This is a genomic window from Epibacterium sp. HA2-3, assembly GCF_055693725.2.
On the sequence record NZ_CM172490.1, the window covers coordinates 2930516 to 2955771 of the forward strand.

General features: G+C 58.8%; 26 protein-coding genes. 22 read left to right on the top strand and 4 right to left on the bottom strand.

Annotated elements, in window-relative coordinates:
• Nucleotides 1-48 precede the first annotated feature (48 nt).
• The 8 genes from hslO to ACZ1HH_RS13765 all read left to right on the top strand — a co-directional run bounded on the left by hslO (nucleotide 49) and on the right by ACZ1HH_RS13765 (nucleotide 9401).
• On the top strand, nucleotides 49-1026 hold the full coding sequence (gene hslO, locus ACZ1HH_RS13730) for an Hsp33 family molecular chaperone HslO (protein ID WP_472636911.1): 978 nt from the start codon (nucleotides 49-51) through the stop codon (nucleotides 1024-1026).
• A 5-nt stretch (nucleotides 1027-1031) separates the two neighbouring features.
• A complete protein-coding gene (locus ACZ1HH_RS13735; protein WP_487320313.1) occupies nucleotides 1032-1631 on the top strand; it encodes a CoA pyrophosphatase in 600 nt (199 codons plus the stop codon).
• Nucleotides 1628-2788, top strand: a complete 1161-nt coding sequence (locus ACZ1HH_RS13740) for a CCA tRNA nucleotidyltransferase (protein ID WP_472636912.1) — start codon at nucleotides 1628-1630, stop codon at nucleotides 2786-2788. The genes ACZ1HH_RS13735 and ACZ1HH_RS13740 overlap by 4 nt, the downstream gene beginning before the upstream one ends.
• Before the next feature lie 227 nt (nucleotides 2789-3015).
• Nucleotides 3016-4854 carry an ABC transporter ATP-binding protein gene (locus ACZ1HH_RS13745; RefSeq protein ID WP_472636913.1) on the top strand — a complete coding sequence of 613 codons (1839 nt, stop codon included), beginning with the start codon at nucleotides 3016-3018 and terminating at the stop codon, nucleotides 4852-4854.
• Nucleotides 4851-6695: an ABC transporter ATP-binding protein gene (locus ACZ1HH_RS13750; protein ID WP_472636914.1), complete on the top strand. Its 1845-nt coding sequence runs from the start codon at nucleotides 4851-4853 to the stop codon at nucleotides 6693-6695. The genes ACZ1HH_RS13745 and ACZ1HH_RS13750 overlap by 4 nt, the downstream gene beginning before the upstream one ends.
• Nucleotides 6696-6753: 58 nt before the next feature.
• Nucleotides 6754-7998, top strand: a complete 1245-nt coding sequence (locus ACZ1HH_RS13755) for a class I SAM-dependent RNA methyltransferase (protein ID WP_472636915.1) — start codon at nucleotides 6754-6756, stop codon at nucleotides 7996-7998.
• A gap of 27 nt (nucleotides 7999-8025) precedes the next feature.
• On the top strand, nucleotides 8026-8811 hold the full coding sequence (locus ACZ1HH_RS13760; protein WP_011540208.1) for an ion transporter: 786 nt from the start codon (nucleotides 8026-8028) through the stop codon (nucleotides 8809-8811).
• Between the two features lie 74 nt (nucleotides 8812-8885).
• On the top strand, nucleotides 8886-9401 hold the full coding sequence (locus ACZ1HH_RS13765) for a L,D-transpeptidase family protein (RefSeq protein WP_044026953.1): 516 nt from the start codon (nucleotides 8886-8888) through the stop codon (nucleotides 9399-9401).
• A gap of 106 nt (nucleotides 9402-9507) precedes the next feature.
• On the opposite strand, the gene dalA is transcribed toward ACZ1HH_RS13765, so the two are convergent.
• Complete coding sequence (gene dalA, locus ACZ1HH_RS13770; protein WP_044026955.1) at nucleotides 9508-10002, bottom strand: divisome-associated lipoprotein DalA; 495 nt, start codon at nucleotides 10000-10002, stop codon at nucleotides 9508-9510.
• Between the two features lie 168 nt (nucleotides 10003-10170).
• Here dalA and ACZ1HH_RS13775 point away from each other — a divergent pair, with 168 nt between their 5' ends.
• Nucleotides 10171-10788: a L,D-transpeptidase gene (locus ACZ1HH_RS13775; protein ID WP_011540211.1), complete on the top strand. Its 618-nt coding sequence runs from the start codon at nucleotides 10171-10173 to the stop codon at nucleotides 10786-10788.
• A gap of 142 nt (nucleotides 10789-10930) precedes the next feature.
• Nucleotides 10931-11113, top strand: coding sequence for a hypothetical protein (locus ACZ1HH_RS13780; protein ID WP_011540212.1), 183 nt, complete (start codon nucleotides 10931-10933; stop codon nucleotides 11111-11113).
• Between the two features lie 87 nt (nucleotides 11114-11200).
• Here the strand turns inward: ACZ1HH_RS13780 and hemH are convergent, their stop codons facing one another.
• Together hemH and ACZ1HH_RS13790 are read right to left on the bottom strand one after the other, a co-directional pair.
• Nucleotides 11201-12265, bottom strand: coding sequence for a ferrochelatase (gene hemH / locus ACZ1HH_RS13785; RefSeq protein ID WP_472636916.1), 1065 nt, complete (start codon nucleotides 12263-12265; stop codon nucleotides 11201-11203).
• A gap of 101 nt (nucleotides 12266-12366) precedes the next feature.
• Nucleotides 12367-13206: a class I SAM-dependent methyltransferase gene (locus tag ACZ1HH_RS13790; RefSeq protein WP_472636917.1), complete on the bottom strand. Its 840-nt coding sequence runs from the start codon at nucleotides 13204-13206 to the stop codon at nucleotides 12367-12369.
• 11 nt (nucleotides 13207-13217) lie between these two features.
• Between ACZ1HH_RS13790 and ACZ1HH_RS13795 the strand changes: the two genes are divergently transcribed.
• The 4 genes from ACZ1HH_RS13795 to ACZ1HH_RS13810 all read left to right on the top strand — a co-directional run bounded on the left by ACZ1HH_RS13795 (nucleotide 13218) and on the right by ACZ1HH_RS13810 (nucleotide 15556).
• Nucleotides 13218-13949, top strand: coding sequence for a double zinc ribbon domain-containing protein (locus tag ACZ1HH_RS13795; protein ID WP_472636918.1), 732 nt, complete (start codon nucleotides 13218-13220; stop codon nucleotides 13947-13949).
• Between the two features lie 71 nt (nucleotides 13950-14020).
• Nucleotides 14021-14278 carry a glutaredoxin 3 gene (grxC, locus tag ACZ1HH_RS13800; protein WP_011540216.1) on the top strand — a complete coding sequence of 86 codons (258 nt, stop codon included), beginning with the start codon at nucleotides 14021-14023 and terminating at the stop codon, nucleotides 14276-14278.
• Nucleotides 14279-14282: 4 nt separating this feature from the next.
• A complete protein-coding gene (locus ACZ1HH_RS13805; protein WP_472636919.1) occupies nucleotides 14283-15116 on the top strand; it encodes a carbon-nitrogen hydrolase family protein in 834 nt (277 codons plus the stop codon).
• Nucleotides 15116-15556 carry a MarR family winged helix-turn-helix transcriptional regulator gene (locus ACZ1HH_RS13810; RefSeq protein ID WP_416367595.1) on the top strand — a complete coding sequence of 147 codons (441 nt, stop codon included), beginning with the start codon at nucleotides 15116-15118 and terminating at the stop codon, nucleotides 15554-15556. The genes ACZ1HH_RS13805 and ACZ1HH_RS13810 overlap by 1 nt, the downstream gene beginning before the upstream one ends.
• A 333-nt stretch (nucleotides 15557-15889) precedes the next feature.
• Here the strand turns inward: ACZ1HH_RS13810 and ubiG are convergent, their stop codons facing one another.
• Nucleotides 15890-16633, bottom strand: coding sequence for a bifunctional 2-polyprenyl-6-hydroxyphenol methylase/3-demethylubiquinol 3-O-methyltransferase UbiG (ubiG, locus tag ACZ1HH_RS13815; protein ID WP_011540219.1), 744 nt, complete (start codon nucleotides 16631-16633; stop codon nucleotides 15890-15892).
• 51 nt (nucleotides 16634-16684) lie between these two features.
• Between ubiG and pip the strand changes: the two genes are divergently transcribed.
• The 8 genes from pip to tnpB all read left to right on the top strand — a co-directional run bounded on the left by pip (nucleotide 16685) and on the right by tnpB (nucleotide 25215).
• On the top strand, nucleotides 16685-17665 hold the full coding sequence (gene pip / locus ACZ1HH_RS13820) for a prolyl aminopeptidase (RefSeq protein ID WP_472636920.1): 981 nt from the start codon (nucleotides 16685-16687) through the stop codon (nucleotides 17663-17665).
• Complete coding sequence (locus ACZ1HH_RS13825) at nucleotides 17662-18513, top strand: ABC transporter substrate-binding protein (protein WP_472636921.1); 852 nt, start codon at nucleotides 17662-17664, stop codon at nucleotides 18511-18513. The genes pip and ACZ1HH_RS13825 overlap by 4 nt, the downstream gene beginning before the upstream one ends.
• A 236-nt stretch (nucleotides 18514-18749) precedes the next feature.
• Nucleotides 18750-19361 carry a ribosome maturation factor RimP gene (gene rimP / locus ACZ1HH_RS13830; protein WP_472636922.1) on the top strand — a complete coding sequence of 204 codons (612 nt, stop codon included), beginning with the start codon at nucleotides 18750-18752 and terminating at the stop codon, nucleotides 19359-19361.
• Nucleotides 19361-20977, top strand: a complete 1617-nt coding sequence (gene nusA / locus ACZ1HH_RS13835) for a transcription termination factor NusA (protein WP_168610757.1) — start codon at nucleotides 19361-19363, stop codon at nucleotides 20975-20977. Before rimP ends, nusA begins: the two co-directional genes overlap by 1 nt.
• A 29-nt stretch (nucleotides 20978-21006) precedes the next feature.
• Nucleotides 21007-21624: an RNA-binding protein gene (locus tag ACZ1HH_RS13840; protein ID WP_416367598.1), complete on the top strand. Its 618-nt coding sequence runs from the start codon at nucleotides 21007-21009 to the stop codon at nucleotides 21622-21624.
• A gap of 8 nt (nucleotides 21625-21632) precedes the next feature.
• The gene (gene infB, locus ACZ1HH_RS13845; protein ID WP_011540225.1) at nucleotides 21633-24140 is read left to right on the top strand and encodes a translation initiation factor IF-2; all 2508 of its coding nucleotides are present in this window, start codon (nucleotides 21633-21635) and stop codon (nucleotides 24138-24140) included.
• 317 nt (nucleotides 24141-24457) lie between these two features.
• A complete protein-coding gene (gene tnpA / locus ACZ1HH_RS13850; protein WP_472635111.1) occupies nucleotides 24458-24868 on the top strand; it encodes an IS66-like element accessory protein TnpA in 411 nt (136 codons plus the stop codon).
• On the top strand, nucleotides 24862-25215 hold the full coding sequence (tnpB, locus tag ACZ1HH_RS13855; RefSeq protein ID WP_168595277.1) for an IS66 family insertion sequence element accessory protein TnpB: 354 nt from the start codon (nucleotides 24862-24864) through the stop codon (nucleotides 25213-25215). Before tnpA ends, tnpB begins: the two co-directional genes overlap by 7 nt.
• Nucleotides 25216-25256 lie beyond the last annotated feature (41 nt).

A 25256-nucleotide genomic window follows, 5' to 3' on the forward strand; every position in this document is an offset into this window, starting at 1 on the left:
AGCCTATATAGCGTCGGTATGCCAACAGCCGGCCGTTAAGGAAACCCCATGACACTTGGTTCAAAAATCGCGTGGGACGACACCGTCCTGCCATTCCAGCTTGATGCATCCGACATGCGTGGCCGCGTGGCGCGGCTGGACGGTGTGTTGGATGGTATCCTGAAACAACACAATTATCCGCAACCGGTCGAGGCACTGGTGGCTGAGATGGCGCTGCTTACTGCGCTGATCGGTCAGACCATGAGCCTGCGTTGGAAGCTGTCTTTGCAAGTTCAGTCCAAGGGTGCGGTGCGGATGATCGCTACCGATTACTACGCCCCCGAAAAGGAAGGCGAGCCTGCCCGAATTCGCGCCTATGCGAGTTTTGACGCTGATCGTATCACGGATGGCGCTCCTTTTGCCCAACTGGGCGATGGCTACTTCGCAATCCTGATCGATCAGGGTGGAGGAACGAGGCCTTATCAAGGGATTACGCCGCTGGCGGCAACGTCTTTGTCGGAATGTGCGCAGGCCTATTTTGCGCAGTCCGAACAGCTGCCGACGCGTTTTTCGCTCAGCTTTGGCAAGTCCTCCGAGCCGGGCAAGCCCGAGCACTGGCGCGCAGGTGGGATCATGCTGCAGCATATGCCCAAGGCCTCGCCGTTCGCCGCTGAGGCCAGTGGCACTGGGGATGTCTTGACCGCCTCTGATCTGGTCTCCGGCGCAGAAGAAGAAAACTGGAATCGCGTCAACATCTTGTTGGAAACGGTCGAAGATCTTGAGCTGATCGGCCCCTCGGTATCGCCCAGCGAGCTGCTTTTGCGGCTGTTCCACGAGGAGCGGCCAAGGGTTTATGACGCGCAACCTGTCCGTTTCGGCTGCACCTGCTCCGAAGAACGGGTGCGACAGAGCCTATCGATCTATTCCGCAAAGGATATCGGTACAATGACCACCGAGGACGGGCGCGTCACCGCGGATTGTCAGTTCTGCGGCGCGCATTACGATCTTGATCCGGCGACGGTTGGTTTCGACGCGGCAGGGGACTGATCCCGTTGAGTGCGCTTGCGGAGACCATAGCCAAGGCGCTGACACGCGTTCGCACGGAGACGTCGGATTTCGATCTAAACCCGGAAACCGAGCTACGCGCGGGGCGAAAGTTGCGCCCTGCGGGTGTGCTCGTCGGAATTGAGACCCACGGCACAATGCCACAGGTCGTTCTGACAAAGCGCTCCTCCGCGCTCAAACACCACCCCGGCCAGATTGCCTTTCCCGGTGGCAAAGTGGACCCAACGGACAATGACGCAACTGCTGCCGCCCTAAGGGAAGCGTGGGAAGAAATCGCGTTGCCGCGAGAGCTGCCTCGAATCCTCGGTCATTTGCCCTGCCACGAAACCGTGACAGGGTTTCAAGTGACCCCCGTGGTTGCGGTCATAGATCAGCCGTTCGAGGCGCGTGCCGAGGCGGGCGAAGTGGCAGAGGTCTTTCGGGCGCCGCTTTCCCATGTTCTTGATATTGAACGATATCAGATACAATCTCGACGCTGGCGCGGCACAAAACGGTTCTACTTTGCGGTGCCATTTGGCCCCTATTACATCTGGGGGGCAACCGCGCGTATGTTGCGCGGATTTGCTGCGATCATGGACACGCGATGAAGATTGACGAACCCTGGCTCCATTCTCCTGCGACGCGCAAACTCTGCGATGCGCTGACCTCTGCCGGAGCGGAAATCTATTTCGTCGGCGGTTGCGTGCGCAATGCCCTCCTTGGGGAGCCTGTTTCGGATCTCGACCTTTCCACCAGCGCGACACCGCAATATGTCACCGAGGCTGCGGAGCAAGCGGGTCTTAAGGTCATACCAACTGGGATCGAGCACGGCACTGTCACGGTGGTGGTGGATGGAGACCCCTTTGAAATTACTACCTTTCGCAGGGATGTCGCGACCGATGGGCGCCGGGCGGTCGTAGCATTTGCCACGGAGATCTTAGAGGACGCGCGACGGCGCGACTTCACAATGAACGCCCTCTATGCGCGCCCTACTGGCGAAATCGTCGACCCTCTCTCGGGGTTCGAAGATCTCAAGGCGCGCCGGGTGCGGTTTATCGGAGACGCCACGCGACGGATCCAAGAGGACTACCTGCGCATCCTGCGATATTTCCGTTTTCATAGCTGGTATGGCGATGCCGAGGCCGGGTTTGACCCCGAGGCATTGGCTGCGATCGCCGCTATGCAGGAGGGGCTGGATCATCTATCGCGTGAGCGGGTTGGCGCAGAGATCATGAAGCTTCTGTCTTCGCCCAACCCTGCGCCCTCGGTCGCGACCATGCGTCAGATCGGAGTGCTGGCGCATGTCTTGCCGGGTGCGGATGACCGTGCGCTTGCCCCCCTTGTTTATCTCGAGGCAGATCTGCCAGCGGAGGCGGAAACGCGCCTTGCAGCACTTGGTGGAGAAGATCTTCAAAACACCCTTCGACTGAGCAAAGCGAGCGCGGCGCGCGTCGCGCTCTTGCGGACGCTCGCGACCGGGACCGCCACTGCAGCGGAGATTGCCTATCGTCAGGATGCCGACACGGCAAAACGCGCCATGATGTTGCGGTCTGCGTTGTTGGAGATGCCAGTTTTGCCTCATCTAGAGTCTGATATTGCACTTGGTGCAGTCGCTGAGTTCCCGATTTCAGCCAAAGATCTGATGCCTCATGTGCAGGGTGCGGCACTTGGACGAGCGCTCAAAACGCTCGAAGCAGAGTGGATCAGGAGTGGTTTTCAAAGCGACAGGGAAACGCTTTTGAAGCGGCTGTCGGATCTCAACTAAGTGCCTTGAACGAAGCCATGGATTGAAACGCGTGACAAAGCGCGCGGGTCACGCTACCCATAAAGCGTGGAACACACATGGCAGGAGGAATGCTGATGTATTACGGGATCTGGAACGACATTTAACGTCCGAGTCCTGCCCGTAGGGTGAATCGGGGACTTCGGTCGCCGTCTTTTACCATGCCTATCGCATTCTTCCAAACTTGCTCAATTTGATGGAGCAGCCCCATGTTTCGCTTCTTTGAAAATCTCATAAACCCCTATTGCGACTATCCGGAAACGGATGTTCCACCGACCCGGCTCTGGCCATTCATGCGAGAGTACGCCCGTCCTTTCCGGTCTGTCTTTTGGATGGCGGGGCTGATGTCGATTGTTGTCGCCGCAATCGAAGTTGGCTTGATCTCTTACATGGGGCGGGTTGTGGACATCCTTGCAGGTCCCCCGGAGGAAGTCTGGGCTACGCATGGCACAGAGCTGATCGTGATGGCCCTATTCATCCTCTTGGTGCGACCGGTGTTGCAGCTGGTGGATGTGTTGCTGCTCAACAATACGATTTTGCCGAACTTCGGCACGCTGATCCGCTGGCGCGCGCATAAACATGTCCTGCGACAGTCCGTGGGTTGGTTTGAAAACGATTTTGCAGGGCGCATCGCCAACCGTATCATGCAAACGCCGCCCGCTGCGGGCGAGGTCGTATTCCAGGTCTTTGATGCGATCACCTTTGCGCTGGCTTATCTGATCGGTGCGGCGGTATTGCTCTGGGGTGCTGATCCACGTCTGTTGATGCCGCTCATCATCTGGTTTGTGCTATATGCAGCCCTGATCCGTTGGACCATCAAGCGGGTGGGACCGGCGAGCCAGGCCGCATCGGATGCGCGTTCCACTGTGACCGGGCGGGTTGTGGACAGCTATTCCAACATTCATTCAGTGAAAATGTTTGCCCACCACAGCCGCGAGCTCGACTACGCCAAAGATGCCATCGAGAACACGCGCCGCACCTTTCAGGCGGAAATGCGGATCTTTACGATCATGGATGGCGTTCTTGTGTTGTTGAATGGCCTCCTGATTGTCGGGGTTGTGGGTTGGGGCATTGCGCTCTGGATGCAGGGACTGGCTTCGGTGGGAGTTGTGGCAGCTGCAACCGCCTTGACGCTGCGGCTGAACGCGATGACCGGATGGATCATGTGGGCACTTACCAGCTTCTTCCGTCAACTCGGGGTCGTGGCCGAAGGCATGGAAACGATTGCGCAACCCATCGAGTTGGTGGACACCGAGGATGCCAAACCTTTGCATCTCAGTAAGGGAGAGATCACCTTTGACGCGCTGTCTCATCACTACGGGCGGGGCGCGGGCGGGCTTGATCGGCTTAACCTTACGATCCACCCGGGAGAAAAGGTCGGCCTTGTTGGGCGCTCTGGTGCTGGCAAGTCCACCCTCGTGAAGCTTCTGCTCAGGTTCTATGACCCCGAGGAAGGGCGCATTCTGATCGACGGGCAGGATATATCGCAGGTGCTTCAGGATAGCCTGCGCCAGCATATCGGGATGGTGCAGCAAGACAGCTCGCTCCTGCATCGCTCGGTCCGCGATAATCTTCTCTATGGTCGCCCCGATGCATCCGAAGAAGAGATGATCGCAGCTGCCCAGAAGGCTCACGCGCATGACTTCATTCTTGATCTCGAAGACCCCCAGGGGCGCAAGGGATATGACGCCCATGTCGGCGAACGTGGGGTGAAGCTCTCCGGTGGGCAGAGACAGCGGGTGACGCTGGCGCGTGTAATTTTGAAAGATGCACCCATCCTTTTGCTGGACGAGGCGACCTCTGCGCTCGACTCAGAGGTCGAGGCCGCCATCCAGGAGACGCTCTATGGCATGATGGAGGGCAAAACGGTGATCGCCATCGCGCATCGGCTTTCGACCATCGCGCAGATGGACCGGATTTTGGTGCTCGATGAGGGAAAAATCGTCGAACAGGGTACACATGAAGCGCTTTTGTCAGATGGGGGCCTATATGCACAGTTCTGGGCGCGCCAATCGGGCGGGTTCCTGAATGTAGAGGCCGCAGAATGAAGCTTGGAAACCTGATCGACGCATTTCAACCCGCTGATGGTCCGCCGCCACAGACATTGGGGGCGTTCTTGCGCTGGTGTCTCTCCGGCGCCTGGCCAATGCTGGCCATTGCGGCGATTTGCTCTGCGCTCGCGGGCGGGATGGAGGCGGGAACGGCCTTTATCCTCGGCAAGGTGATCGACACAGCGATTGCCAGCGGGCCGGAGGGGTTCTTTGGTGCCAATATTGGGGTCATTTTCGCAGCTTTGGCGTTTTTCTTGCTCCTCAGGCCTCTCCTCTTTGGCCTCTCTGCGGCGACCAACGCGATCATTTTGCAGCCGAACGTCAATCCATTGGTTCTATCGCGCCTCAATCGTTGGACATTGGGGCAGTCCGTCCGTTTCTTTGACGATGATTTCGCTGGTCGTATCGCACAAAAGCAGATGCAGACCGCCAGCGCCGTGACCTCTGTTGTGACCGAAGTCATCAATGTGGTCGCCTTTGCATTGGCGTCGCTTGTGGGGGCGATGGTGTTGCTCGGTTCCGTCGATCTGCGTATCACCCTGCTGTTTGTGGTCTGGTTGGTTGCGTATTTTGCCCTGATCCGCTGGTTTTTGCCGCGCATCCGGAAAAAGTCGGCCCATCGTGCGGGCGCGCGTGCCAATGTGTCCGGGCAGGTGGTCGACACCATCACCAACATCAAGACGGTACAGCTATTTGCGCATTCTGCGCATGAGGAACGCAGCGCCCAGGATGCCATGGTGACATTTCGCGACCGGGCGCTCGAATTTGGGTATCTGTCGGCCGCTTTCCGATTCTGTCTGATGACCCTTGCCGGGGTCTTGCCCGTGCTTTTGATCGGTGCTGCGCTGTGGCTGTGGCAAAACGGAAGCGCCAGCGAAGGGGATATCGTTGCGGCTGGCGCAGTCTCGATCCGTATTGCGCAAATGACGGGCTGGGTGAGCTTCACCTTGATGGCGATCTACTCCAACGTCGGAGAGGTCGAGAACGGTATGAAGACCCTGACGCGCCCGGATCGCATCGAGGATCGGCAGGACGCCGAAGGACTTCGGGTGACATCGGGACAGATCGTGATCGAGGATCTGGGCTTTCGCTATGGGCGCGACATCGGAGGGATCTCCGATCTGTCACTGGCGATCCAACCGGGTGAAAAACTCGGTATTGTTGGCGCGTCCGGAGCTGGAAAATCGACACTGGTTTCGCTTCTTTTGCGGCTCTATGAGGCGGAAAAGGGCCGTATCCTGATTGATGGCGCGGATGTCTCCAGAGTGAGCCAGGATTCGCTTCGCAGCCAGATCGGTATGGTCACGCAGGAAACGGCGATGTTCAATCGCTCGGCGCTCGACAACATTCTCTATGGCCGTCCGGATGCAAGCCGCGACGATGTGATAGCCGCCGCCAAGGCGGCCGAAGCGGATGCCTTCATCGCGGATCTCGAAGACGCACAGGGCCGCACCGGGTATGACGCCTTTCTCGGCGAGCGCGGTGTGAAGCTTTCTGGTGGGCAGCGCCAAAGGATCGCGCTTGCCCGTGCCATTCTGAAAGATGCGCCCATCCTGGTCCTCGACGAGGCGACATCTGCGCTCGATTCGGAGGTTGAGGCATCCATCCAATCTGCTCTGACGCGGGTGATGGATGGCAAAACCGTGCTAGCGATCGCGCACCGCCTGTCAACGCTGACGGAAATGGATCGAATTGTTGTTATGGATCAGGGGCGCATCATCGAGCAGGGCAGCCATGAACAGCTGCTGGAACGCAACGGGCTCTATGCCCAGTTCTGGAACCGGCAGTCTGGCGGCTTCATTCGCACCCAAGACGCGCCAAGCGCCGCCGCACAGTAATTTGGATCCGCGCGTTTTCGGACTTTTGCCAAAGCTGCGCGCGCGGTAAGGCAGACCCATGACAGACGCAGCCAGAACCACAGCCACGATCGAACGTTTGGGACACCAGGGCGACGGAATTGCTCCTGGGCCTATCTATGTGCCCCGAACCCTCCCAGGAGAGCGCGTCACCGGCGTTCTTGAGGGGCAGAACATGACCGATATTCGGATCGAGGATCCCTCCGAGCACCGGGTCCAGGCCCCGTGTCGCCATTACAAATCCTGCGGAGGCTGCCAACTTCAGCATGTGAGTGATGAGTTTGTGGCGCAGTGGAAGGTGGAGATCGTTCGAAATGCGCTGATTTCACGCAAGTTAGAGACTGATTTTCGCCCGATCCAAACCTCGCCCACGCACTCGCGCCGGCGCGCAACCCTGACTGTGAAGCGCACCAAAAAAGGCGCAATGGCAGGGTTTCACGGACGTGCATCGGACGTCATTACGGCCATCCCCGACTGTCACCTGCTTGCACCCGAACTGATCGCCGCCCTGCCGATGGCCGAAGATCTCGCGCTGATCGGTGCAAGCCGCAAGGCGCCGCTGTCGGTCACCATCACAACATCGCAGGCCGGACTCGATGTTTTGGTCAAGAATGGCAAGCCGCTCGACGGTCCCCTTCGCATTCAGATGGCGCAGGCGGTGGACCGTCACAGCCTTGCCCGTCTGACATGGGATGACGAGCTGTTGGCGATGGAGCAGTCACCTACGCAAGCCTTTGGTGGTGCGAACGTCTGCCCGCCACCGGGTGCTTTTCTGCAAGCCACACCCGAAGGTGAATCGGCGCTTGTGGCTGCGGTACGCGAAGGCGTCGGTGACGCGCGGCGTATTGTCGACCTTTTTGCCGGGGCGGGCACGTTCTCGCTCCCCTTGGCGCAAACCGCCGAGGTTCACGCGGTCGAGGGTGAGCGCGAGATGATGCAGGCGCTGGAACTGGGCTGGCGCAAGGCGCAAGGTCTTAAGAAAGTCACGACCGAGACCCGCGACCTGTTTCGCAATCCGCTTTTGGTGGAGGATCTACGCCAATTTGGAAAGGTCTATGATGCGGTTGTCATCGACCCGCCCCGCGCAGGCGCAGAAGCTCAGATCGCGCAGCTGGCCAAAGCAAAACTGCCTCTGATCTCTTATGTGTCCTGCAATCCGGTCACATTTGCGCGCGATGCCGAAGTTCTGGTTGCGGCAGGCTACAAATTGAATTGGGTGCAGGTTGTTGACCAGTTTCGTTGGTCATCGCATACGGAGCTGGCAGCCTCATTCAGCCTGACCTGACCGCAAACCAAAAGGAGCGCAGTTTACATGATTGATCGATTGAAATCCGTATTGGACAGCGATGGATTCAGCCGCTTCATCACCGCGGTCATCCTTGTCAACGCGGTGACATTGGGGATGGAGACCTCCGATACGATCATGCAGCGCATGGGACAGCTGGTTTTGTTGATCGACAAGGTCTGCCTGATCATCTTTGTGACAGAGATCGCTGCCAAGCTTTTGGTGCGCCGACACAGGTTCTTTTTGAGCGGCTGGAACATCTTTGATTTTCTGATTGTCGGTGTTGCGCTTGTGCCGGGCGCGCAAGGGTTCTCTGTGCTTCGGGCGCTGCGTATCCTGCGCGTGCTGCGCGTGATTTCGGTCGCGCCCCGTTTGCGCCGCGTGGTGGAGGGGTTCATCACTGCGTTGCCGGGTATGGGATCGGTGTTCCTGCTGATGGCGATCATCTTCTACATTGGTGCCGTCATGGCGACGAAGCTCTTTGGAGACAGCTTTCCAGACTGGTTCGGCAGTCTTGCGCTTTCGGCTTATTCCCTGTTCCAGATCATGACGCTTGAGAGCTGGTCGATGGGAATCGTGCGCCCGGTGATGGACATCTACCCCTATGCCTGGGCGTTCTTTGTGCCCTTCATTATGGTCACGACCTTTGCGGTGGTGAACTTGCTTGTGGGTTTGATCGTGAACTCGATGCAGGATGCGCATTCCGAAGAAGAGGGCGAGCGCACCGATGCCTACCGAGATCAGGTCCTGTCGCGGCTCGAGGCCATCGAGGCGAGTCTTGCCCGGTTGCAGGACGACAAGACGCAAAAGTGATTATCATTTGTTAACCAAGTTTGCTCTAACATTAAGGCAAGAGCTCAAAACTAAACGAGTGGACAGATTAGACGATGCACAGGCGCACATTCGGGGCAGGCATGCTCGCAACGCTCGGAGCAGCAGGCTGTTCGAGCGGCCCCCAAATACGGCGGTATAACGGCCCACCGGTGACTTCGATCGTAGTCAACAAGGGCAGCCGCAAGATGTACCTGCTGAATGAGAGCAAGGTACTCACAGAGTATAAGGTTGGGCTGGGGTTCGCACCGGTTGGGCACAAACAGGTCGAAGGCGATGGGCGCACGCCAGAAGGAACTTACCTCATCGACCGACGCAATCCGCGCAGCCAGTTCTACCTGTCGCTCGGGATCTCCTATCCCAATTCGGCCGACCGGGCTCATGCCAGATCTCTGGGCGCCAGCCCCGGCGGTGATATTTTCATCCATGGCGAGCCCAATGACCGCGCAGATCGCCGCCGCGCGGCACGGGTGCGCGACTGGACGGCAGGTTGCATCGCCGTAACCAACGATGAGATCGAAGAGATCTGGTCGATGGTCAACAATGGGACCCTGATCACGCTCCGGGCCTGACAGGGTTTAGACAGGCTCAACCTCACAGAAGAAACACAAAGGCCGCTCTCGAAATGAGGCGGCCTTTTGGATTTGGAACCTTGGTGGTGTGAGTTGATGCTCTGGCTTATTGAGCCATCAGCAGGGTCCACCAGATCTTGCCGTTTTGCTCTTGGAACCAAGAGAACCCCATATTGCGCGCGTTGGGATCCATGATCACGGCGCGAGTGCCGCCGTCTTCCATCCAAGCGGTAAGGGTTTGAACTTCGTTCTCGTAGGTTTCCGAGATGTTTTCGCCAAGGAGTGTGCCCTCATAGCCAACGCGTGCCACGCGATCGAGCGGTGACGAGCCATCGGAGCCAAAGTGCCAAGGGCGGTTTTGCACTGACATATCTCGCGAATGCGTCGCGGCGGCGGCGTTCAATTTGCTATCGAGTTGTACCGGCGGGTTTCCTGCAGCTTCGCGCAGTGCGTTCACCGAATCGAGCATACGAAACTGCGTGCGCTCTTCATTGCGAATCTTGTAGACACCGGATCCGGTTGCACTGCCATCGTTGCCGGTCGTACATGCCGCAAGGACAAAGCTCGTCAATGTCGCCAGAATCAGGAATACGCGTGTCATTCTAAATCCTAAAAGTGTTCGATGAGAGCGTCCCATAACTTTCCTGTGACTTATAGGCAAACCCGGCGGGGTCACATTCGCGAGATTTCGGGGGATTGAATTGCGACTGCGGCATTCCAGCCATAGACTGCTCAGATCCAGAGCCCCTCAGCCAGAGAGTACCTTCTGATGACACGTAAAATCCCATTTTTAACGTCGCGCCGGCAGTTTCTTGCCGGGTCCGCATCGCTTCTGGCCTCTCCTGCGCTTGGCCAGTCGCTTCCTGATGTAGAAGAGCCGGCATTTGATCCGCTGCGCCCCCCGCCGGAGCCGGAACCCAATGTGAAGCGGAATATTTCCTCTTTCCGCGCCAAAAGCTGGAAGCCCTATTTTGACAACCTGCGTCGCGGAGCGATCCTTGTGGATATCGACAGCCGTGCACTGCATTTCTGGTCCGAGGACCAGAGCGTTTACAAGCTTTTCCCCTCTTCGGTACCGCTCAGCGATGATCTGACCCGCCGCGGCCGCACACGCGTCGTGCGCAAGGTCGAAGGGCCTAGCTGGGCGCCGACCCCCAACATGCGCAAGCGCAACCCCGAATGGCCCGCCTACATTCCCCCGGGGCCGGACAATCCGCTTGGATCACACGCGCTCTACCTCAGTTGGCAGTACTACCGAATCCACGGCACCCACGACACGCGCAAGATCGGGCGAAAGTCTTCGAACGGCTGCATCGGTCTCTACAATGAGCATATCGCAGAGCTTTATAAACTTACCCGTTCGGGCACGCAGGTGTTGCTAATTTGACGACAACAAGCGCAAGCTGGAACAGTGAGAATTAACAAGCAATTGCAATCCGGTTGGAAACCCGCTTAGTAAAACTTACGAGGTAAGTCTTGAGTGCGCACATCATATATGTGTGCTGTGCGCGTATTCTGGAGGTTATAATATGAAGAAACTCGTTATCGCTGCCGCTCTGGTCGCTGCCGCTTCCGCCGCATCCGCTGGCAACCTGGCAGAGCCGATTGTTGAAGCACCGGTCATCATCGAAGAAGCAACCGGTTCTTCTTCCGGCATGCTCCTGCCGCTGCTGCTGCTGGTCATCGTGGCCGCTGCTGCTGCAAGCAACTAATCGTTGCCAAAAGAATAAAAGAGGCGGCTGGAACCCCAGCCGCCTTTTTTTGTGTCCACAGGTTTGTGGTCGGGCGTCGCTTGGGGGTTACGCCTCAAGCCATCCTTTGAGGTTGTTGCGGATCACGCTTGAAAGCGCGGCAATATGCGCTTCGCTGTCGTTCAGGCAAGGAATGTAGGTGAATTCTTCGCCGCCCGCGTGTTCAAAACTCTCGAAAATCTCTTCATTGATCTCCTCCAGAGTCTCGATGCAATCCGCCGAGAAGGCCGGAGCGATCACGGCGATGTTCTTCTTGCCCTGTTTCGCCAGTTCGGCGACATGCTCAACCGTGTAGGGGCGCAGCCATTCCTCTGGACCAAAGACAGACTGGAACGTGGTCATGATCTTCGATTCGTCCCAACCCAGGCGCTCGCGCAGCAGGCGCGTCGTCTTTTGGCACTGGCAGTGATAGGGATCGCCCTGCATCAGGTAGCGCTTTGGCATGCCATGATAGGAACAGACCAGGATATCCGGGGTCTTTTCCAGTTTGGCATAGGCGTCTTCCACGGATCTGGCGAGCGCATCAATGTATTCGGGTTGGTCGAAGTAGGGCTCGATCGTACGTACGGCGGGTTGCCAGGGCTGCTCCATCAGCACACGGAAGAACTGATCATTTGCAGTTGCAGAGGTCGCCCCCGCATAGTGCGGATAAAGCGGAACAAAGAGGATCTTGCGGCAGCCAGCGGCAATCATCTTCTCTACCTTGGATTTGGTGGAGGGATTGCCGTAGCGCATGCAGAAATCGACCATGACCTGATCGCCATAGAGCTCTTCCATCGCCTTGGCCATGGCGTTGGTCTGATCCTTGGTGATCGTCATCAATGGGCTTTCGCCCCGCTCATGGTTCCAGATCGACTTGTACGCTTCGCCAGAGGCAAAGGGGCGTTTGGTCAGGATGATCAGCTGCAGGAGCGGCTGCCATTTCCAGGACGGGTAGTCGATCACACGTTTGTCCGAGAGAAACTCGTTCAGATAGCGCCGCATCGGCCAATAGCTGTAGTGATCCGGGGTGCCGAGATTTGCGAGCAGGATCCCGACCTTTTCCGCCTTGACCGGCGGATGATCCGCAGGGGCATTGTCAGGGCGGGTCGCAGTTGAGGTCGCATCCAGCATGGGCAGTGTCCTGTGTGGTATCGAGTGAATATCTGTCTGTGTCTAAGTCTTTACGAGCGGAAAGGCCAATTAGATCACCTCACTGCGGCTATTGGCTCCGCTTATCGCTCGCTATCTGGCAGTTTGACTTCGGGCACTTTCAGCGCGTCTGCGAGCCGGGTTTTTGCAGATCCCGGTCGCAGGGGTTGCGGTTGGCTGTCGGCAGGGGACCATCCGGTGAGGCATACCAGCTCGAAGGTCGCCATGCGCTTGCCATCGTCAGCGGCAAAATTTTGCGCGTAGATGTGATCCGCAAGGTGAAAGAGGCTCCGGCGCGTCGGTGTGCGAAGCCTGTCTGACATGGTGTTGGTTTCTCCCATGGCGCGCAGGTCATGCATCAGATGAGTGATATCACGGTAATGCACCGTCAAGGGCACCAGATCCGCCACGGGGAGCGCAAAGCCTGCGCGTTGCAGCAGGGCACCGAGATCACGGATCTCGCCCATCGGGGCCACCCGCGGGGAAAGGCCCCCACTCACATAGGTCTCCGCTTCGGCGAGCGCCCTGCGCAACTCGTGCAGGGTTTGGCCGCCAAGCGTGACAACCAGCAGGAGCCCGTCTTCCTGCAGGGCGCGGCGACATTGGATCAGCTGTCCGACGGGATCATTGGCGCAGTGCAGTGCCATCACATGAATGACCAGATCATGCGCCTGTGGCTCCAGGTCCAGAACATCATGATCTTCGACTATTTTGGCGCCGGGCAGCAGATCTTCCCAGGGTTCCGCAAAAGGCGCGATAATCGCGGGCTTGGTAAAGACTCTCTTAACCATGCTGAGCCGATCCTCGATCTCGTCTCTCGCCATGTCGTGCAGGAACATCGCTTCCGGTTTGCGCCGGGCGCGCCGCAGTTGAAGTGCATCACGGTCAAAGATCTGGGGATGAGCCATCGGTTCTTTTGTCATGAGGTGTACCTATGACGTTGCGGGCACGGATTCAAACAGCAGTTTCACTCGTCTACCCTGCACGCTGCCTGAACTGCGGCGGGCTGGTCGAGAGCGACTTTGGCCTGTGTGGCGCGTGTTGGCGTGACACGACCTTTATTTCAGGGCTCGTATGCGAAGGGTGCGGTGCGCCGCTCCCGGGCGAGGATGACGGACAGGTGGTTCATTGCGACGCTTGCCTGCGTGCGCCGGGTGAATGGGACCGGGGGCGGGCGGCTCTGGTTTACACGGGACAGGGTCGCCGGTTGGTGCTGGCACTGAAACACGGTGACCGAACCGACCTGGTGCGCCCAACGTCTGCGTGGATGGTGCGGGCCGCACGCGTGCTCTTGAGCCCAAAGCCCCTACTGGTGCCGGTTCCGCTTCATTGGACGCGGCTGCTGCACCGCCGGTACAATCAATCCGCCTTGCTGGCCCAGGCGATCGCGGCACGTGAGGAATGCGACTGTTGTCCCGATGCGCTGATCCGGGTTGCAAAAACGCCCATGCTCGAAGGGTACTCGCGCTCGGAGCGTCGCGCGCTCCTGAGTGACGCCATACGTCCCAATCCCCGGATGGCGTCGCGATTAAAGGGCAGGCGGGTGCTGCTCGTGGATGATGTCATGACCAGCGGATCGACGCTTTCGGCTTGTGCGCGCGCCTGTATGGATGCAGGCGCAAAAAGCACAAATGTCGCTGTTCTCGCCCGGGTCACGGCCTCGTGAAAACTCTGGCAAAGCTTGATAAAGGTGCCCACATGGCGCAAAACCCACAAGCAACGCCTATGGAGACCCACATGAAACCGGTCGAAATCTACACTTCTCCCCTCTGCGGTTTTTGTCACGCCGCGAAACGCCTTTTGAACCAGAAAGGTGTGAGCTTTTCCGAGGTCGACGTTCTGGCAAATCCTGACCGCAAGTCTGAGATGATCCAGCGCGCCAATGGCGGCCGAACGGTGCCGCAGATCTTTGTTGGCGACATTCACGTGGGCGGTTGTGACGAGCTTCACGCTCTGGACCGGGCAGGGAAGCTCGACTCGCTGCTGGCGTCCTGATCCGATGGTTCGGATTGCGCTCCTACAGATGACGTCTTCCGACTTGCCGGAAGAGAACCTTGCAGCGGCGCGCGAAATGATCGCGCGCGCAGCCGCTGCAGGGGCGCAGTTTGTGTTGACGCCAGAGGTCACCAATTGCCTCTCGACCAGCCGGACACAGCAACAGGCTGTTTTGCATCCCGAAGAAAACGACCCCACCCTTGCCGGTCTGCAAGATGCGGCTCGGCAGCATGGGGTTTGGTTGTCGATCGGCTCTCTTGGGGTGAAAACCACCGATGCGGACGGCCGGTTTGCCAACCGGCAGTTTCTGATTTCCCCCGATGGCGAGATCAAGGCGCGCTATGACAAAATTCACATGTTTGATGTGGAGGTAACGCCTGAAGAAACCTATCGCGAATCCGATGGCTACCGCCCTGGAACCCGCGCCGTGCTTGCGGACGCTGGATTTGCAAAGATCGGTATGACGATCTGTTACGATGTGCGCTTCCCGGCGTTGCATCGTCGTCTTGCGCAAGCCGGGGCAGAGATCATCACGGCGCCGGCTGCCTTCAGTAATGTGACGGGAGCAGCGCATTGGCACAGCCTCCTACGGGCGCGGGCGATCGAAACAGGGTGTTTCGTGCTTGCCGCGGCGCAGACGGGGGTTCACGCCACCAGTCGTGGCGCTGCCCGCCAGACCTATGGACATTCGCTTGCCGTTGCCCCTTGGGGCGAGATTTTGGCGGATGCTGGCACCGAAACAGGAATTACCTGCGTTGACCTCGATCTCGAAGCGGTGAAAAAGGCGCGCAAACGCGTCCCGTCTCTGACGCACGACCGGGAGTTTGACGGACCCTGATGGATGAGAAGCATTCCCTTGCGATTTCGCTCTTCAGCGAAATTCTTATGGCGGACCAATTGGCCCGTGCTCGGCTGAGCAAGGCTCTGCCCAAGGGGATGGAGCTTTCGCATTTTTCTGTACTCAATCATCTGGCACGCGCGGGGCTTGAGCGTTCTCCGGCGCAGTTGGCGAAAACATTTCACGTGACTCGCGGCGCGATGACCAACACGATCTACAAGCTCGAAGTTGCAGGGTATGTGCATGTGCGCCCGGATTGGGATGATGCGCGCCGTAAAATGGTGGCCATCAGCCCCGCGGGCCGCAAAGCGCGGGATGCTGCGCTTGCCTCGATCATTCCGATGATTTCCGAAGTCGTGAGCGAATTGGGCGGAGACCGTGTGCGCGCTGCGCTTCCTATCTTGCGCGAGTTTCGTGGCAAGCTTGAGGTCGGAGAGTGACGTCCTGAAACGCACATTCTCCTCTGGCGAAGACGTGCTGACCAAACAACTCGGACCAAACAAAAAGAGCGTCGGGTAATTCCGACGCTCTTTTTTCTGGAGGGGCCGTGAGTGGTGTGAGTGCGTCTCCAATTTATGCGCTGCACCGGTCAGATATGCTTGTGGAGCTGGGTGTCCGGACCAGTAAGCGCCATGCTAACGACACTATCCGCCTATCAAAGCCTGCACAACGACGCGATGGGATGCGCAACTATACTAAAGTATATGGCCCGATTCCGCACAAGCGACAGAAGCGCCATTTCACCATATATCGTTGCTGATTTTATGACTCACCTAGGATTTTGTGCTCGCAGTGACATAGTTCACGCTCAGATCACGGTCGGAGATCGACCATTTCCACAGGATCGGATTGAACACGAACCCTTTGCGATCCACCGGATTGAGGCCGGCCTGTTCCAACAGTGCGAACAGTTCATCAGGGGTGATGAATTTGGACCATTCATGCGTCCCGCGCGGCAACCAGCGCATGACCACCTCGGCACCGAAGATCGCCATCGCATAGCTTTTGGGGTTTCGATTGATGGTCGAGCAGATCTGTAGCCCGCCCGATTTCAAGAGCTGCTGTGTAGCGGTCAGATAGCTGAGCGGATCCGCCACGTGCTCCACCACTTCCATATTGAGAACGACGTCGAACTGTTCGCCAGCTTCGGCCATGGCTTCGGCTGTGGTATGGCGATAGTCGATCTCGAGCCCCGATTGCTCGGCATGGATTCGCGCGACCGGCAGATTGCCTTCCGCTGCGTCTGCACCAACCACCTCGGCGCCGAGCCGTGCCATGGGTTCGCTCAAAAGGCCGCCGCCGCACCCGATATCGAGAATGCGCAAGCCCGCAAAAGGGGCATCTGTTTTCAGGTCTCGGTCAAATTCACCTGCAATCTGAGACGTAATATAGTCCAGACGACAGGGGTTTAGCATGTGCAGAGGCTTAAACTTCCCGTTTGGATCCCACCATTCTGCCGCCATCGCCTCGAACTTCGCGATCTCGGAGGGGTCTACCGTGGACTGTTGCGCTTGCATTCCTGTCTCCGTGTGTTTTCTTGTGTGTTCAGAGGACAACTTAGGTCAGTAATGGACAAATACCCGGATCAAAAGCGCGCAGTGCAGTTTCTTTATCCGCCGATCGAGCCTTTCGATCAGCGCATGCTGGATGTGGGGCAAGGTCACAGGATCTACATGGAGCAATGCGGAAATCCCGATGGGGTGCCGGTCATTGTCTGCCATGGCGGTCCCGGTGGTGGTACCAGCCCGGCGATGCGTCGGTATTTTGATCCAAAGGTCTATCGTATCATTCTGTTCGATCAGCGTGGGTGCGGTCGCTCCAGACCTTATGCGTCCTGCGAAGACAACACGACATGGCATCTGGTCGCGGATATGGAACTGATCCGCGAGCTTTTGGAGATCGACTCCTGGATGCTGTTTGGCGGCAGCTGGGGTGCAACATTGGCGCTGATCTATGCGCAGACTCATCCTGAGCGCACAACGCAGTTGATCCTGCGCGGGGTGTTCTTGATGACCGAAGCTGAACTCGACTGGTTCTATGGTGGGGGTGCAGGGAAATTCTGGCCGGAAACATGGGCCAAGTTCACCGATCTCGTGCCCAAGGACGAACAGGACGATCTGATTGCGGCCTACCACAAGCGGCTGTTCTCTGGTGATCGCGACGAGGAAATCCGCTTTGGTCGTGCTTGGTCGGCCTGGGAAAATGCCTTGGCGTCGGTTTATTCCAACGGTTTGTCGGGTGAGAGTCCCGGAGATTACGCGCGGGCTTTTGCGCGCCTTGAGAACCATTATTTCTCCAATGGTGGCTTCCTGCATATGGATGGACAGATCCTTGCCAACATGGGGCGCATTGCCCACATCCCTGGCGTGATCGTGCAGGGGCGGTATGATATGATTTGCCCGCCGCAAGCGGCCTACAGCATTCATCAGGCTTGGCCGAACTCCGATCTGATCATGGTGCGAAACGCGGGGCACGCGCTTTCGGAGCCGGGAATCAGCGCGGCTTTGGTCAGATGTATGGATCAGCTGGCAGAGGAAATGACCCAATGAAGCGCCTGGATCGTCGTGCTTTGTTTGCAAGCGGTGCGGCTGCGGCTTTGTTGGCAGCAACCGGCGCGGGGCTTGCGCAGACGCCGCGTCGGGGCGGGACACTGCGGATTGCGATCCCGCGTGAAGATGCGTTTCTGGCGCGGCTTGCGCGCGCGGCCGTCTACGACCAACTGACAGAGGTGGCCCCTGATGGTGTGCTGCGTGCGGAGCTTGCCTCCGCATGGCGCAGTGATGAGACGGCGCGGCATTGGAAACTCAATTTGCGTACAGATATCCCGTTTCACGACGGACGAATGATGACCGGCGCAGATGTCATTGCCTCCCTTGAGGCGCATCTGAAGTCAGGCGCCCTCCGGCTGGAAGGGGTGAAAAATCTCGATCTCTCGTCAGACGGGGCAGTCGTCATTGATCTAGCGGAGAGCAATCCTCATCTGCCGTATCGGTTGGCGGATACTGGTTTGGTGATTGCGCCGGATGGTGCTGTTGATGCTGTGCTGGGCGATCTGAATGGGACGGGTCTCTATCAGGTGGACCGCGCGCAGGAAGATCGTCATTTCCGAGCGCGCCGGGTGGCGCGGAACTACCGCGATGAGGTCGCGGGCTGGCTCGATGCGCTGGACCTGATCGTTATTCCCGATGCGCAAGTGCGGGCCGAGGCACTGCGCGATGGCTTTGTGGACGTCGCAGCCTTGCCAACGGCGGAAGGGCTCCAGGGGCGGTTTCAATTCTATCCGTCCGATCAGGAGATCGCCCTGGCCGCGGCAGAGCATGTGGCCCTGCCGTTGCGCATTTCGTCGCGCGCGCCCCTCGATGACCACCGCATTGCGGAACGGTGGTGGATGGTGTGATTCGACAGCATCCAGCCTGATCGTCTGCGCTGCGCGACGTGACACCGGTGCTGACATACAACCCTGTGAAGCGGCGGCAAAACCTTGGCGCTTTTGCTCCGATTTAGGAAAGGCTTGCCAAACGCGGCGCACGCGCGTATATCCTCGCACAACAGCGGCGCGTCGGGCTCTGGTCTTGAGGCACCTTTGATTGATTTCGACGGGCCGCGGCCCGTTTTTTTGTGTTTGGAGGTCAGATGACCAACGACCTGATTGCCAAAGCTGCGATTGACCGTCGCCTGGCCGAGATCATCACCCCGGTGATCGAGGATCTGGGTTACGAGCTGGTCCGTATCCGGCTGATGTCTGGCAAAACCACGACGCTGCAGATCATGGCAGATCGCCCCGATGGGGGGATCGAGGTTGATGATTGTGCCGCGATCTCAAACGCTGTGAGCGCCACACTCGACGTCGAAGATCCGATCCTTGACGCCTACACGCTTGAGGTGTCGAGCCCCGGAATTGACCGGCCGCTGACGCGTCTCAAGGACTTCGACATGTTCGAAGGCTACGAGGCCAAGCTGGAGACCGCGGATCTCATCGACGGCCGTCGCCGCTTTAAGGGCGAGCTGGCAGGCATCGAGAACGACGAAGTACTCATCAATATAGAGGAACACGGCGAGACCGTGACCATCGGTCTCAAATTCGACTGGCTGAGCGATGCAAAGCTGGTGCTGACCGATGACCTGATCAAGGAAATGCTGCGCCAGCGGAAGGCCGCTGGTGTTCTGAACGAAGACGCCTTTGACGACATCGAGACCGAAGGGTCCGCAGAAGGGACCACAGGGTCCGAAGAGGAGAACAAGTAATGGCTATCACCTCTGCAAACCAGCTGGAGCTGTTGCAAACCGCCGAGGCCGTGGCGCGTGAGAAAATGATCGATCCCGGTCTGGTGGTCGAAGCGATGGAAGAATCCCTCGCCCGCGCCGCCAAGAGCCGCTACGGCAGCGAGATGGACATTCGTGTCTCCATTGACCGCAAGACCGGTAAGGCGACTTTCACTCGTGTGCGCACCGTGGTCGAAGACGAAGAGCTCGAAAACTACCAGTCCGAGCTGACCGTCGCGCAGGCCAAGCAGTATATGGAAGACCCCAAGGTCGGCGACACCATCGTTGATGAGGTTCCCCCGGTCGAGATGGGCCGGATCGCGGCACAATCCGCCAAGCAGGTGATCCTGCAGAAAGTGCGCGAAGCAGAGCGGGATCGTCAGTACGAAGAGTTCAAGGATCGCAACGGCACCATCATCAATGGCGTCGTCAAGCGAGAGGAATACGGCAACGTCATCGTCGATATCGGATCTGGCGAAGGCATTCTGCGTCGCAACGAGAAAATCGGCCGTGAGAGCTATCGCCCGAACGACCGCATTCGCTGCTATATCAAGGACGTACGCCGCGAACCCCGTGGCCCGCAGATCTTCCTCAGCCGCACCGCGCCGGAGTTCATGGCCGAGCTCTTCAAGATGGAAGTGCCTGAAATCTATGACGGCATCATCGAGATCAAGGCTGTGGCCCGTGACCCCGGTTCGCGCGCAAAGATCGCTGTTGTGTCCTATGACGGGTCGATCGATCCGGTTGGCGCCTGTGTCGGTATGCGTGGCTCCCGCGTGCAGGCGGTCGTGAACGAACTGCAGGGCGAAAAGATCGACATCATCCCTTGGAACGAAGATCAGCCGACCTTCCTTGTGAACGCGCTGCAGCCCGCAGAGGTCTCCAAGGTTGTCTTGGACGAAGAAGCCGGCAAGATCGAAGTGGTTGTGCCCGACGAGCAGCTGTCGCTGGCGATTGGCCGCCGCGGTCAGAACGTACGTCTGGCGTCTCAGCTGACGAACCTCGACATCGACATCATGACGGAAGAGGAAGAATCCGCACGCCGTCAGAAGGAATTCGAGGCGCGCACCGCACTGTTCATGGAAACGCTCGATCTCGACGAGTTCTTTGCACAGCTTCTGGTTTCTGAAGGCTTCACCAACCTCGAAGAGGTCGCCTATGTCGAACTCGACGAACTCTTGGTGATCGATGGCGTCGACGAAGGCACCGCCGAAGAACTGCAGGCCCGCGCGCGCGATTATCTCGAAGCCAAGGCCAAGGCCGCGCTCGACAACGCCCGCAGCATGGGCGTCGAGGACAGCCTTATTGACTTTGACGGCCTGACACCCCAGATGGTTGAGGCACTGGCGAAGGATGATGTGAAATCGCTTGAAGACTTCGCAACCTGTGCGGACTGGGAGCTTGCGGGTGGCTGGACCACCGTCAACGGCGAGCGTGTCAAGGATGAAGGGATTCTCGAGCCCTTCGATGTGAGCCTTGAAGAGGCGCAAAATCTGGTGATGACGGCGCGGATTATGCTCGGCTGGGTCGACCCGGCAGAACTTGAATCCGATGCTGATGATCTCGAGGAAGAAGCCGAAGGGGAAGCGGAAGCCTGACCTGCTTCCCAAACTCCCAGGAGATGTGAATGACCCGTGGTGGTGCAGAAAAATCCCGTAACGACGGGCCGGAACGTAAATGTCTCGCCACCGGCGAGACACAACCCAAGGCTGGGTTGGTCCGTTTCGTGCTGGGGCCTGACAATCAGGTCTACCCGGATGTGATGGGTAAACTGCCGGGACGCGGTGTTTACATCTCAGCCACGCGCTCTGCGCTGGAACAGGCGGTAAAGAAGAAACTCTTTGCCCGCGGTTTCAAGGCGCAGGTCGCGGTTCGGGATGATCTGGCCGACGAGGTTGAGCGCCAAGTGTTGCGCCGCACTGTCGACCTGATCAGCCTGGCCCGAAAGTCGGGCGACGCCGTGGGTGGCTATGAGAAGGTCAAGGATTGGTTGGACAAGGAAGAGGCGCGGGTTCTGATCCAAGCCTCTGATGGGTCCGGGCGAGGAAAGTCGAAACTGAGCACGCCGCATCGCGGAAAATACATCGGATGCATGACGGCAGACGAGCTTGGGATGGCTTTTGGGCGTGAAACTGTCATACATGCCGCGCTCGCCTCTGGTGGACTCAGCCAACGTGTTGTAGAGGAAGCCCAGCGATTGCAGGGTTTGCGCGAAATGGGCGGCATCGGCCGCACGGAAGGATAAAGAGCTTTATGAGCGATAGTGACGGCAAAAAGACATTGGGTCTTCGTGGTAGCGGGTCTCGGCCCGGCAATGTGAAACAGAGCTTCAGCCACGGTCGGACCAAGAATGTTGTGGTGGAAACCAAGCGCAAGCGCGTGGTTGTCCCCAAGCCGGGCGCAGGCAAAGGCGGCGCCGGTGGCGTTGCTGCCGGCGATGCTTCGCGGCGCCCTGCTGGTATTTCTGATGCGGAAATGGACCGCCGCCTGAAGGCGCTTCAGGCAGCCAAGGCCCGTGAGGCCGAAGAGGCCGCCCAGCGTGAGGCCGAGGAAAAAGCCCGCGCCGAAGAGCGTGAGCGCCGCCGTGCCGAACAAGAGGCCAAGGAGCGTGAACAGCGCGAGGCCGAAGAAAAGGCACGTCAAAAGGCCGAAGAAGAAGAACGCAAGCGCCAGGAAGAAGCAGAAGCCGCCAAGAAGCGCGCCGCTGCTGACAAGGCCGCTGCTGCCGCACCCAAGTCCGACGCAGGCGTTGCGCCTGCGCGTCCGGCTCCCGGTGGGGCGCCGAAACCTGCCGCTGGCCCGCGCAAGGCCGAGCGTGAGCGCGAAGAGCGCGGTCGTGGTGCCAAGGGCCGCAACGATGGTGGTCGCCGCTCGGGCAAACTGACCCTGAGCCAAGCCACTGGTGGCGAAGGCGGGCGTCAGCGCTCTGTGGCGTCCATGAAGCGCAAGCAAGAGCGTGCGCGTCAAAAAGCCATGGGTCAGGTCGAACGCGAAAAGATCATTCGTGACGTCCAGCTGCCCGAAGCCATCGTGGTGTCGGAGCTGGCCAACCGTATGGCTGAACGTGTGGCTGACGTGGTGAAGGCGCTCATGAACATGGGCATGATGGTGACGCAGAACCAGACCATTGATGCCGATACCGCGGAACTCATCATCGAAGAATTCGGCCACAACGTGGTGCGTGTTTCCGATGCGGACGTCGAGGACGTCATCAAGGAAATCGAAGACAAAGAAGAAGATCTGCAGCCGCGTCCGCCGGTCATTACCATCATGGGTCACGTTGACCATGGGAAGACCTCGCTTCTGGATGCGATTCGCGACGCCAAGGTTGTCGCCGGCGAAGCGGGCGGGATCACCCAGCATATCGGTGCTTACCAGGTGACGACCGATAGCGGTGCGGTTCTGTCGTTCCTCGACACGCCCGGCCACGCGGCCTTCACCTCGATGCGCTCTCGTGGTGCTCAGGTAACCGACATTGTGGTGCTGGTCGTTGCCGCAGATGATTCGGTGATGCCGCAGACTGTCGAGGCGATCAACCACGCCAAGGCGGCGGGAGTGCCGATGATTGTTGCGATCAACAAGATCGACAAACCTGCTGCTGACCCGAACAAGGTGCGCGCAGAATTGCTGCAGCACGAGGTTATCGTCGAAGCGATGTCTGGTGAAGTTCAGGACGTCGAAGTCTCTGCCCACACGGGCCAGGGTCTGGATGAACTGCTTGAAGCCATCGCGCTGCAGGCGGAAATCCTCGAACTGAAAGCCAACCCGAACCGTGCCGCCCAAGGTGCTGTGATCGAAGCACAGCTCGACGTGGGTCGCGGTCCGGTCGCAACGGTTCTGGTTCAGACCGGCACTCTGCGTCAGGGCGACATCTTTGTTGTCGGTGAGCAGTACGGTAAAGTCCGTGCGCTGATCAACGACAAGGGCGAGCGCGTCAAGGAAGCTGGTCCGTCGGTTCCCGTCGAGGTTCTGGGTCTCAATGGCACGCCAGAGGCAGGTGACGTTCTCAACGTCACGGAAACTGAAGCACAGGCCCGTGAAATCGCAGAATACCGCGAGCAAGCTGCCAAGGATAAGCGTGCCGCTGCGGGCGCCGCCACCACGCTTGAACAGCTTATGCAGAAGGCCAAAGAAGACGAAAACGTCTCCGAACTGCCGATCCTCGTCAAAGCGGACGTGCAGGGCTCTGCCGAAGCGATCGTTCAGGCGATGGAAAAGATCGGCAACGACGAGGTGCGCGTGCGCGTGCTGCACTCTGGTGTGGGCGCGATCACCGAAACCGATATTGGTCTGGCAGAAGCGTCGGGTGCTCCGGTCATGGGCTTCAACGTCCGTGCGAATGCTTCCGCGCGCAACACTGCCAACCAAAAAGGCGTGGAGATCCGCTATTACTCGGTAATCTACGACCTCGTGGATGACGTGAAAGCTGCGGCTTCGGGTCTGCTCTCGGCAGAGATCAAAGAGAACTTCATCGGCTACGCGGAAATCAAGGATGTCTTCAAAGTGTCCAACGTCGGCAAGGTCGCTGGCTGTCTGGTCACCGAAGGTGTGGCGCGCCGCTCTGCCGGTGTGCGTCTGCTGCGCGATAACGTGGTGATCCACGAAGGTACGCTGAAGACTCTCAAGCGCTTCAAGGACGAAGTTGCTGAGGTTCAGTCTGGTCAGGAATGCGGTATGGCGTTTGAGAACTACGACGATATCCGGCCCAAGGATGTCATCGAGATCTTTGAGCGCGAGGAAGTCACCCGCACACTCGACTGATCTAATCTCCGGATCATCGCCAAGATAGAAAACCCCGGTCCGCTGTGGCCGGGGTTTTACGTTTCAGAGGCGAGCGCGGGATACGCGCTGTCAGCGCTGACGTCTCACGGTTGATGGCACTGGCCAGAACATAAAAAAACCGAAGACGATGCTGCCAGCCTCGTCTCCGGTCCAAAGTTGATGGTCCCGGTTATAAAGCTGCCATAGCCGTTGAGCCGGGACCGGGTGCATTGTAAGCGCTGTCCCGGCCCCACGTTGTAGCGCCTATCCCGTACTGCGAGATCTTGCACATCTCACAGTGGGGAGTGCGTTTCGCAATGTGCACTACAAATTCGTTTCTCAAATCGTTGGGCGTGGAGATCTACGCGTCGGGTCACCGGCGGTGGCCGGATGAAGCCAAGGCCCGGGCAGTGGCGGATACGCTCGAACCGGGCGCGACAGTGAATGGCGTGGCGGCGCGGTATGGAGTCTTGCCAAACCAGCTGTCGGCCTGGCGCCGGTTGGCGAAGCAGGGGAAGCTGGTGTTGCCAGCAGCGGAGCTGGACGAACCGGTCTTCGCCCCGCTGGTAGTCTGCGATGTGCCGGAGGTGCTGCCGGAACCGGACATGGCGGCACCGAAAGAGGTGATCCGGATCGTCTCAGGCGAAGTCAGGATCGAGCTGGCGCCCGGCACGCCCGCGACCCGGATCGCCGAGATCGCGCATGCGCTCGGGACCTCGCCATGCTGATGCCCTCACAGGGCCTCCGGATTTTGGTTGCGACAAAACCGGTGGACTTCCGCAAAGGCCATGACGGCCTGGCAGCGCTCGTGCAGTCGACGCTTGCCGAGGATCCGTTCACGGGCACGGTCTTCGTGTTCCGGTCGAAGCGCGCCGACCGGTTGAAGATCCTGTTCTGGGACGGCAGCGGACTCGTGATGGCCTACAAACGGCTGGAAGAAAACACCTTCACTTGGCCCGCGATCCGCGATGGGGCAATGACCCTGAACCGGGCGCAGTTCGAGGCCCTGTTTGCCGGTTTGGACTGGCGCAGGGTTCGATCTCTGGAGGTGCGCCGACCGGCTGTGGCAGAGTGACTCAGCCTATTGAATAACCGGGCATTGGCGCCCCGGGCCCG

Coding starts and splice junctions, on each gene's coding strand:
- hslO (WP_472636911.1), top strand. CDS start 49: ATGACACTTGGTTCAAAAATCGCGTGGGACGACACCGTCCTGCCATTC.
- ACZ1HH_RS13740 (WP_472636912.1), top strand. CDS start 1,628: ATGAAGATTGACGAACCCTGGCTCCATTCTCCTGCGACGCGCAAACTC.
- ACZ1HH_RS13745 (WP_472636913.1), top strand. CDS start 3,016: ATGTTTCGCTTCTTTGAAAATCTCATAAACCCCTATTGCGACTATCCG.
- ACZ1HH_RS13750 (WP_472636914.1), top strand. CDS start 4,851: ATGAAGCTTGGAAACCTGATCGACGCATTTCAACCCGCTGATGGTCCG.
- ACZ1HH_RS13755 (WP_472636915.1), top strand. CDS start 6,754: ATGACAGACGCAGCCAGAACCACAGCCACGATCGAACGTTTGGGACAC.
- ACZ1HH_RS13760 (WP_011540208.1), top strand. CDS start 8,026: ATGATTGATCGATTGAAATCCGTATTGGACAGCGATGGATTCAGCCGC.
- ACZ1HH_RS13765 (WP_044026953.1), top strand. CDS start 8,886: ATGCACAGGCGCACATTCGGGGCAGGCATGCTCGCAACGCTCGGAGCA.
- dalA (WP_044026955.1), bottom strand. CDS start 10,002: ATGACACGCGTATTCCTGATTCTGGCGACATTGACGAGCTTTGTCCTT.
- ACZ1HH_RS13775 (WP_011540211.1), top strand. CDS start 10,171: ATGACACGTAAAATCCCATTTTTAACGTCGCGCCGGCAGTTTCTTGCC.
- ACZ1HH_RS13780 (WP_011540212.1), top strand. CDS start 10,931: ATGAAGAAACTCGTTATCGCTGCCGCTCTGGTCGCTGCCGCTTCCGCC.
- hemH (WP_472636916.1), bottom strand. CDS start 12,265: ATGCTGGATGCGACCTCAACTGCGACCCGCCCTGACAATGCCCCTGCG.
- ACZ1HH_RS13790 (WP_472636917.1), bottom strand. CDS start 13,206: ATGACAAAAGAACCGATGGCTCATCCCCAGATCTTTGACCGTGATGCA.
- ACZ1HH_RS13795 (WP_472636918.1), top strand. CDS start 13,218: ATGACGTTGCGGGCACGGATTCAAACAGCAGTTTCACTCGTCTACCCT.
- grxC (WP_011540216.1), top strand. CDS start 14,021: ATGAAACCGGTCGAAATCTACACTTCTCCCCTCTGCGGTTTTTGTCAC.
- ACZ1HH_RS13805 (WP_472636919.1), top strand. CDS start 14,283: ATGGTTCGGATTGCGCTCCTACAGATGACGTCTTCCGACTTGCCGGAA.
- ACZ1HH_RS13810 (WP_416367595.1), top strand. CDS start 15,116: ATGGATGAGAAGCATTCCCTTGCGATTTCGCTCTTCAGCGAAATTCTT.
- ubiG (WP_011540219.1), bottom strand. CDS start 16,633: ATGCAAGCGCAACAGTCCACGGTAGACCCCTCCGAGATCGCGAAGTTC.
- pip (WP_472636920.1), top strand. CDS start 16,685: ATGGACAAATACCCGGATCAAAAGCGCGCAGTGCAGTTTCTTTATCCG.
- ACZ1HH_RS13825 (WP_472636921.1), top strand. CDS start 17,662: ATGAAGCGCCTGGATCGTCGTGCTTTGTTTGCAAGCGGTGCGGCTGCG.
- rimP (WP_472636922.1), top strand. CDS start 18,750: ATGACCAACGACCTGATTGCCAAAGCTGCGATTGACCGTCGCCTGGCC.
- nusA (WP_168610757.1), top strand. CDS start 19,361: ATGGCTATCACCTCTGCAAACCAGCTGGAGCTGTTGCAAACCGCCGAG.
- ACZ1HH_RS13840 (WP_416367598.1), top strand. CDS start 21,007: ATGACCCGTGGTGGTGCAGAAAAATCCCGTAACGACGGGCCGGAACGT.
- infB (WP_011540225.1), top strand. CDS start 21,633: ATGAGCGATAGTGACGGCAAAAAGACATTGGGTCTTCGTGGTAGCGGG.
- tnpA (WP_472635111.1), top strand. CDS start 24,458: ATGTGCACTACAAATTCGTTTCTCAAATCGTTGGGCGTGGAGATCTAC.
- tnpB (WP_168595277.1), top strand. CDS start 24,862: ATGCTGATGCCCTCACAGGGCCTCCGGATTTTGGTTGCGACAAAACCG.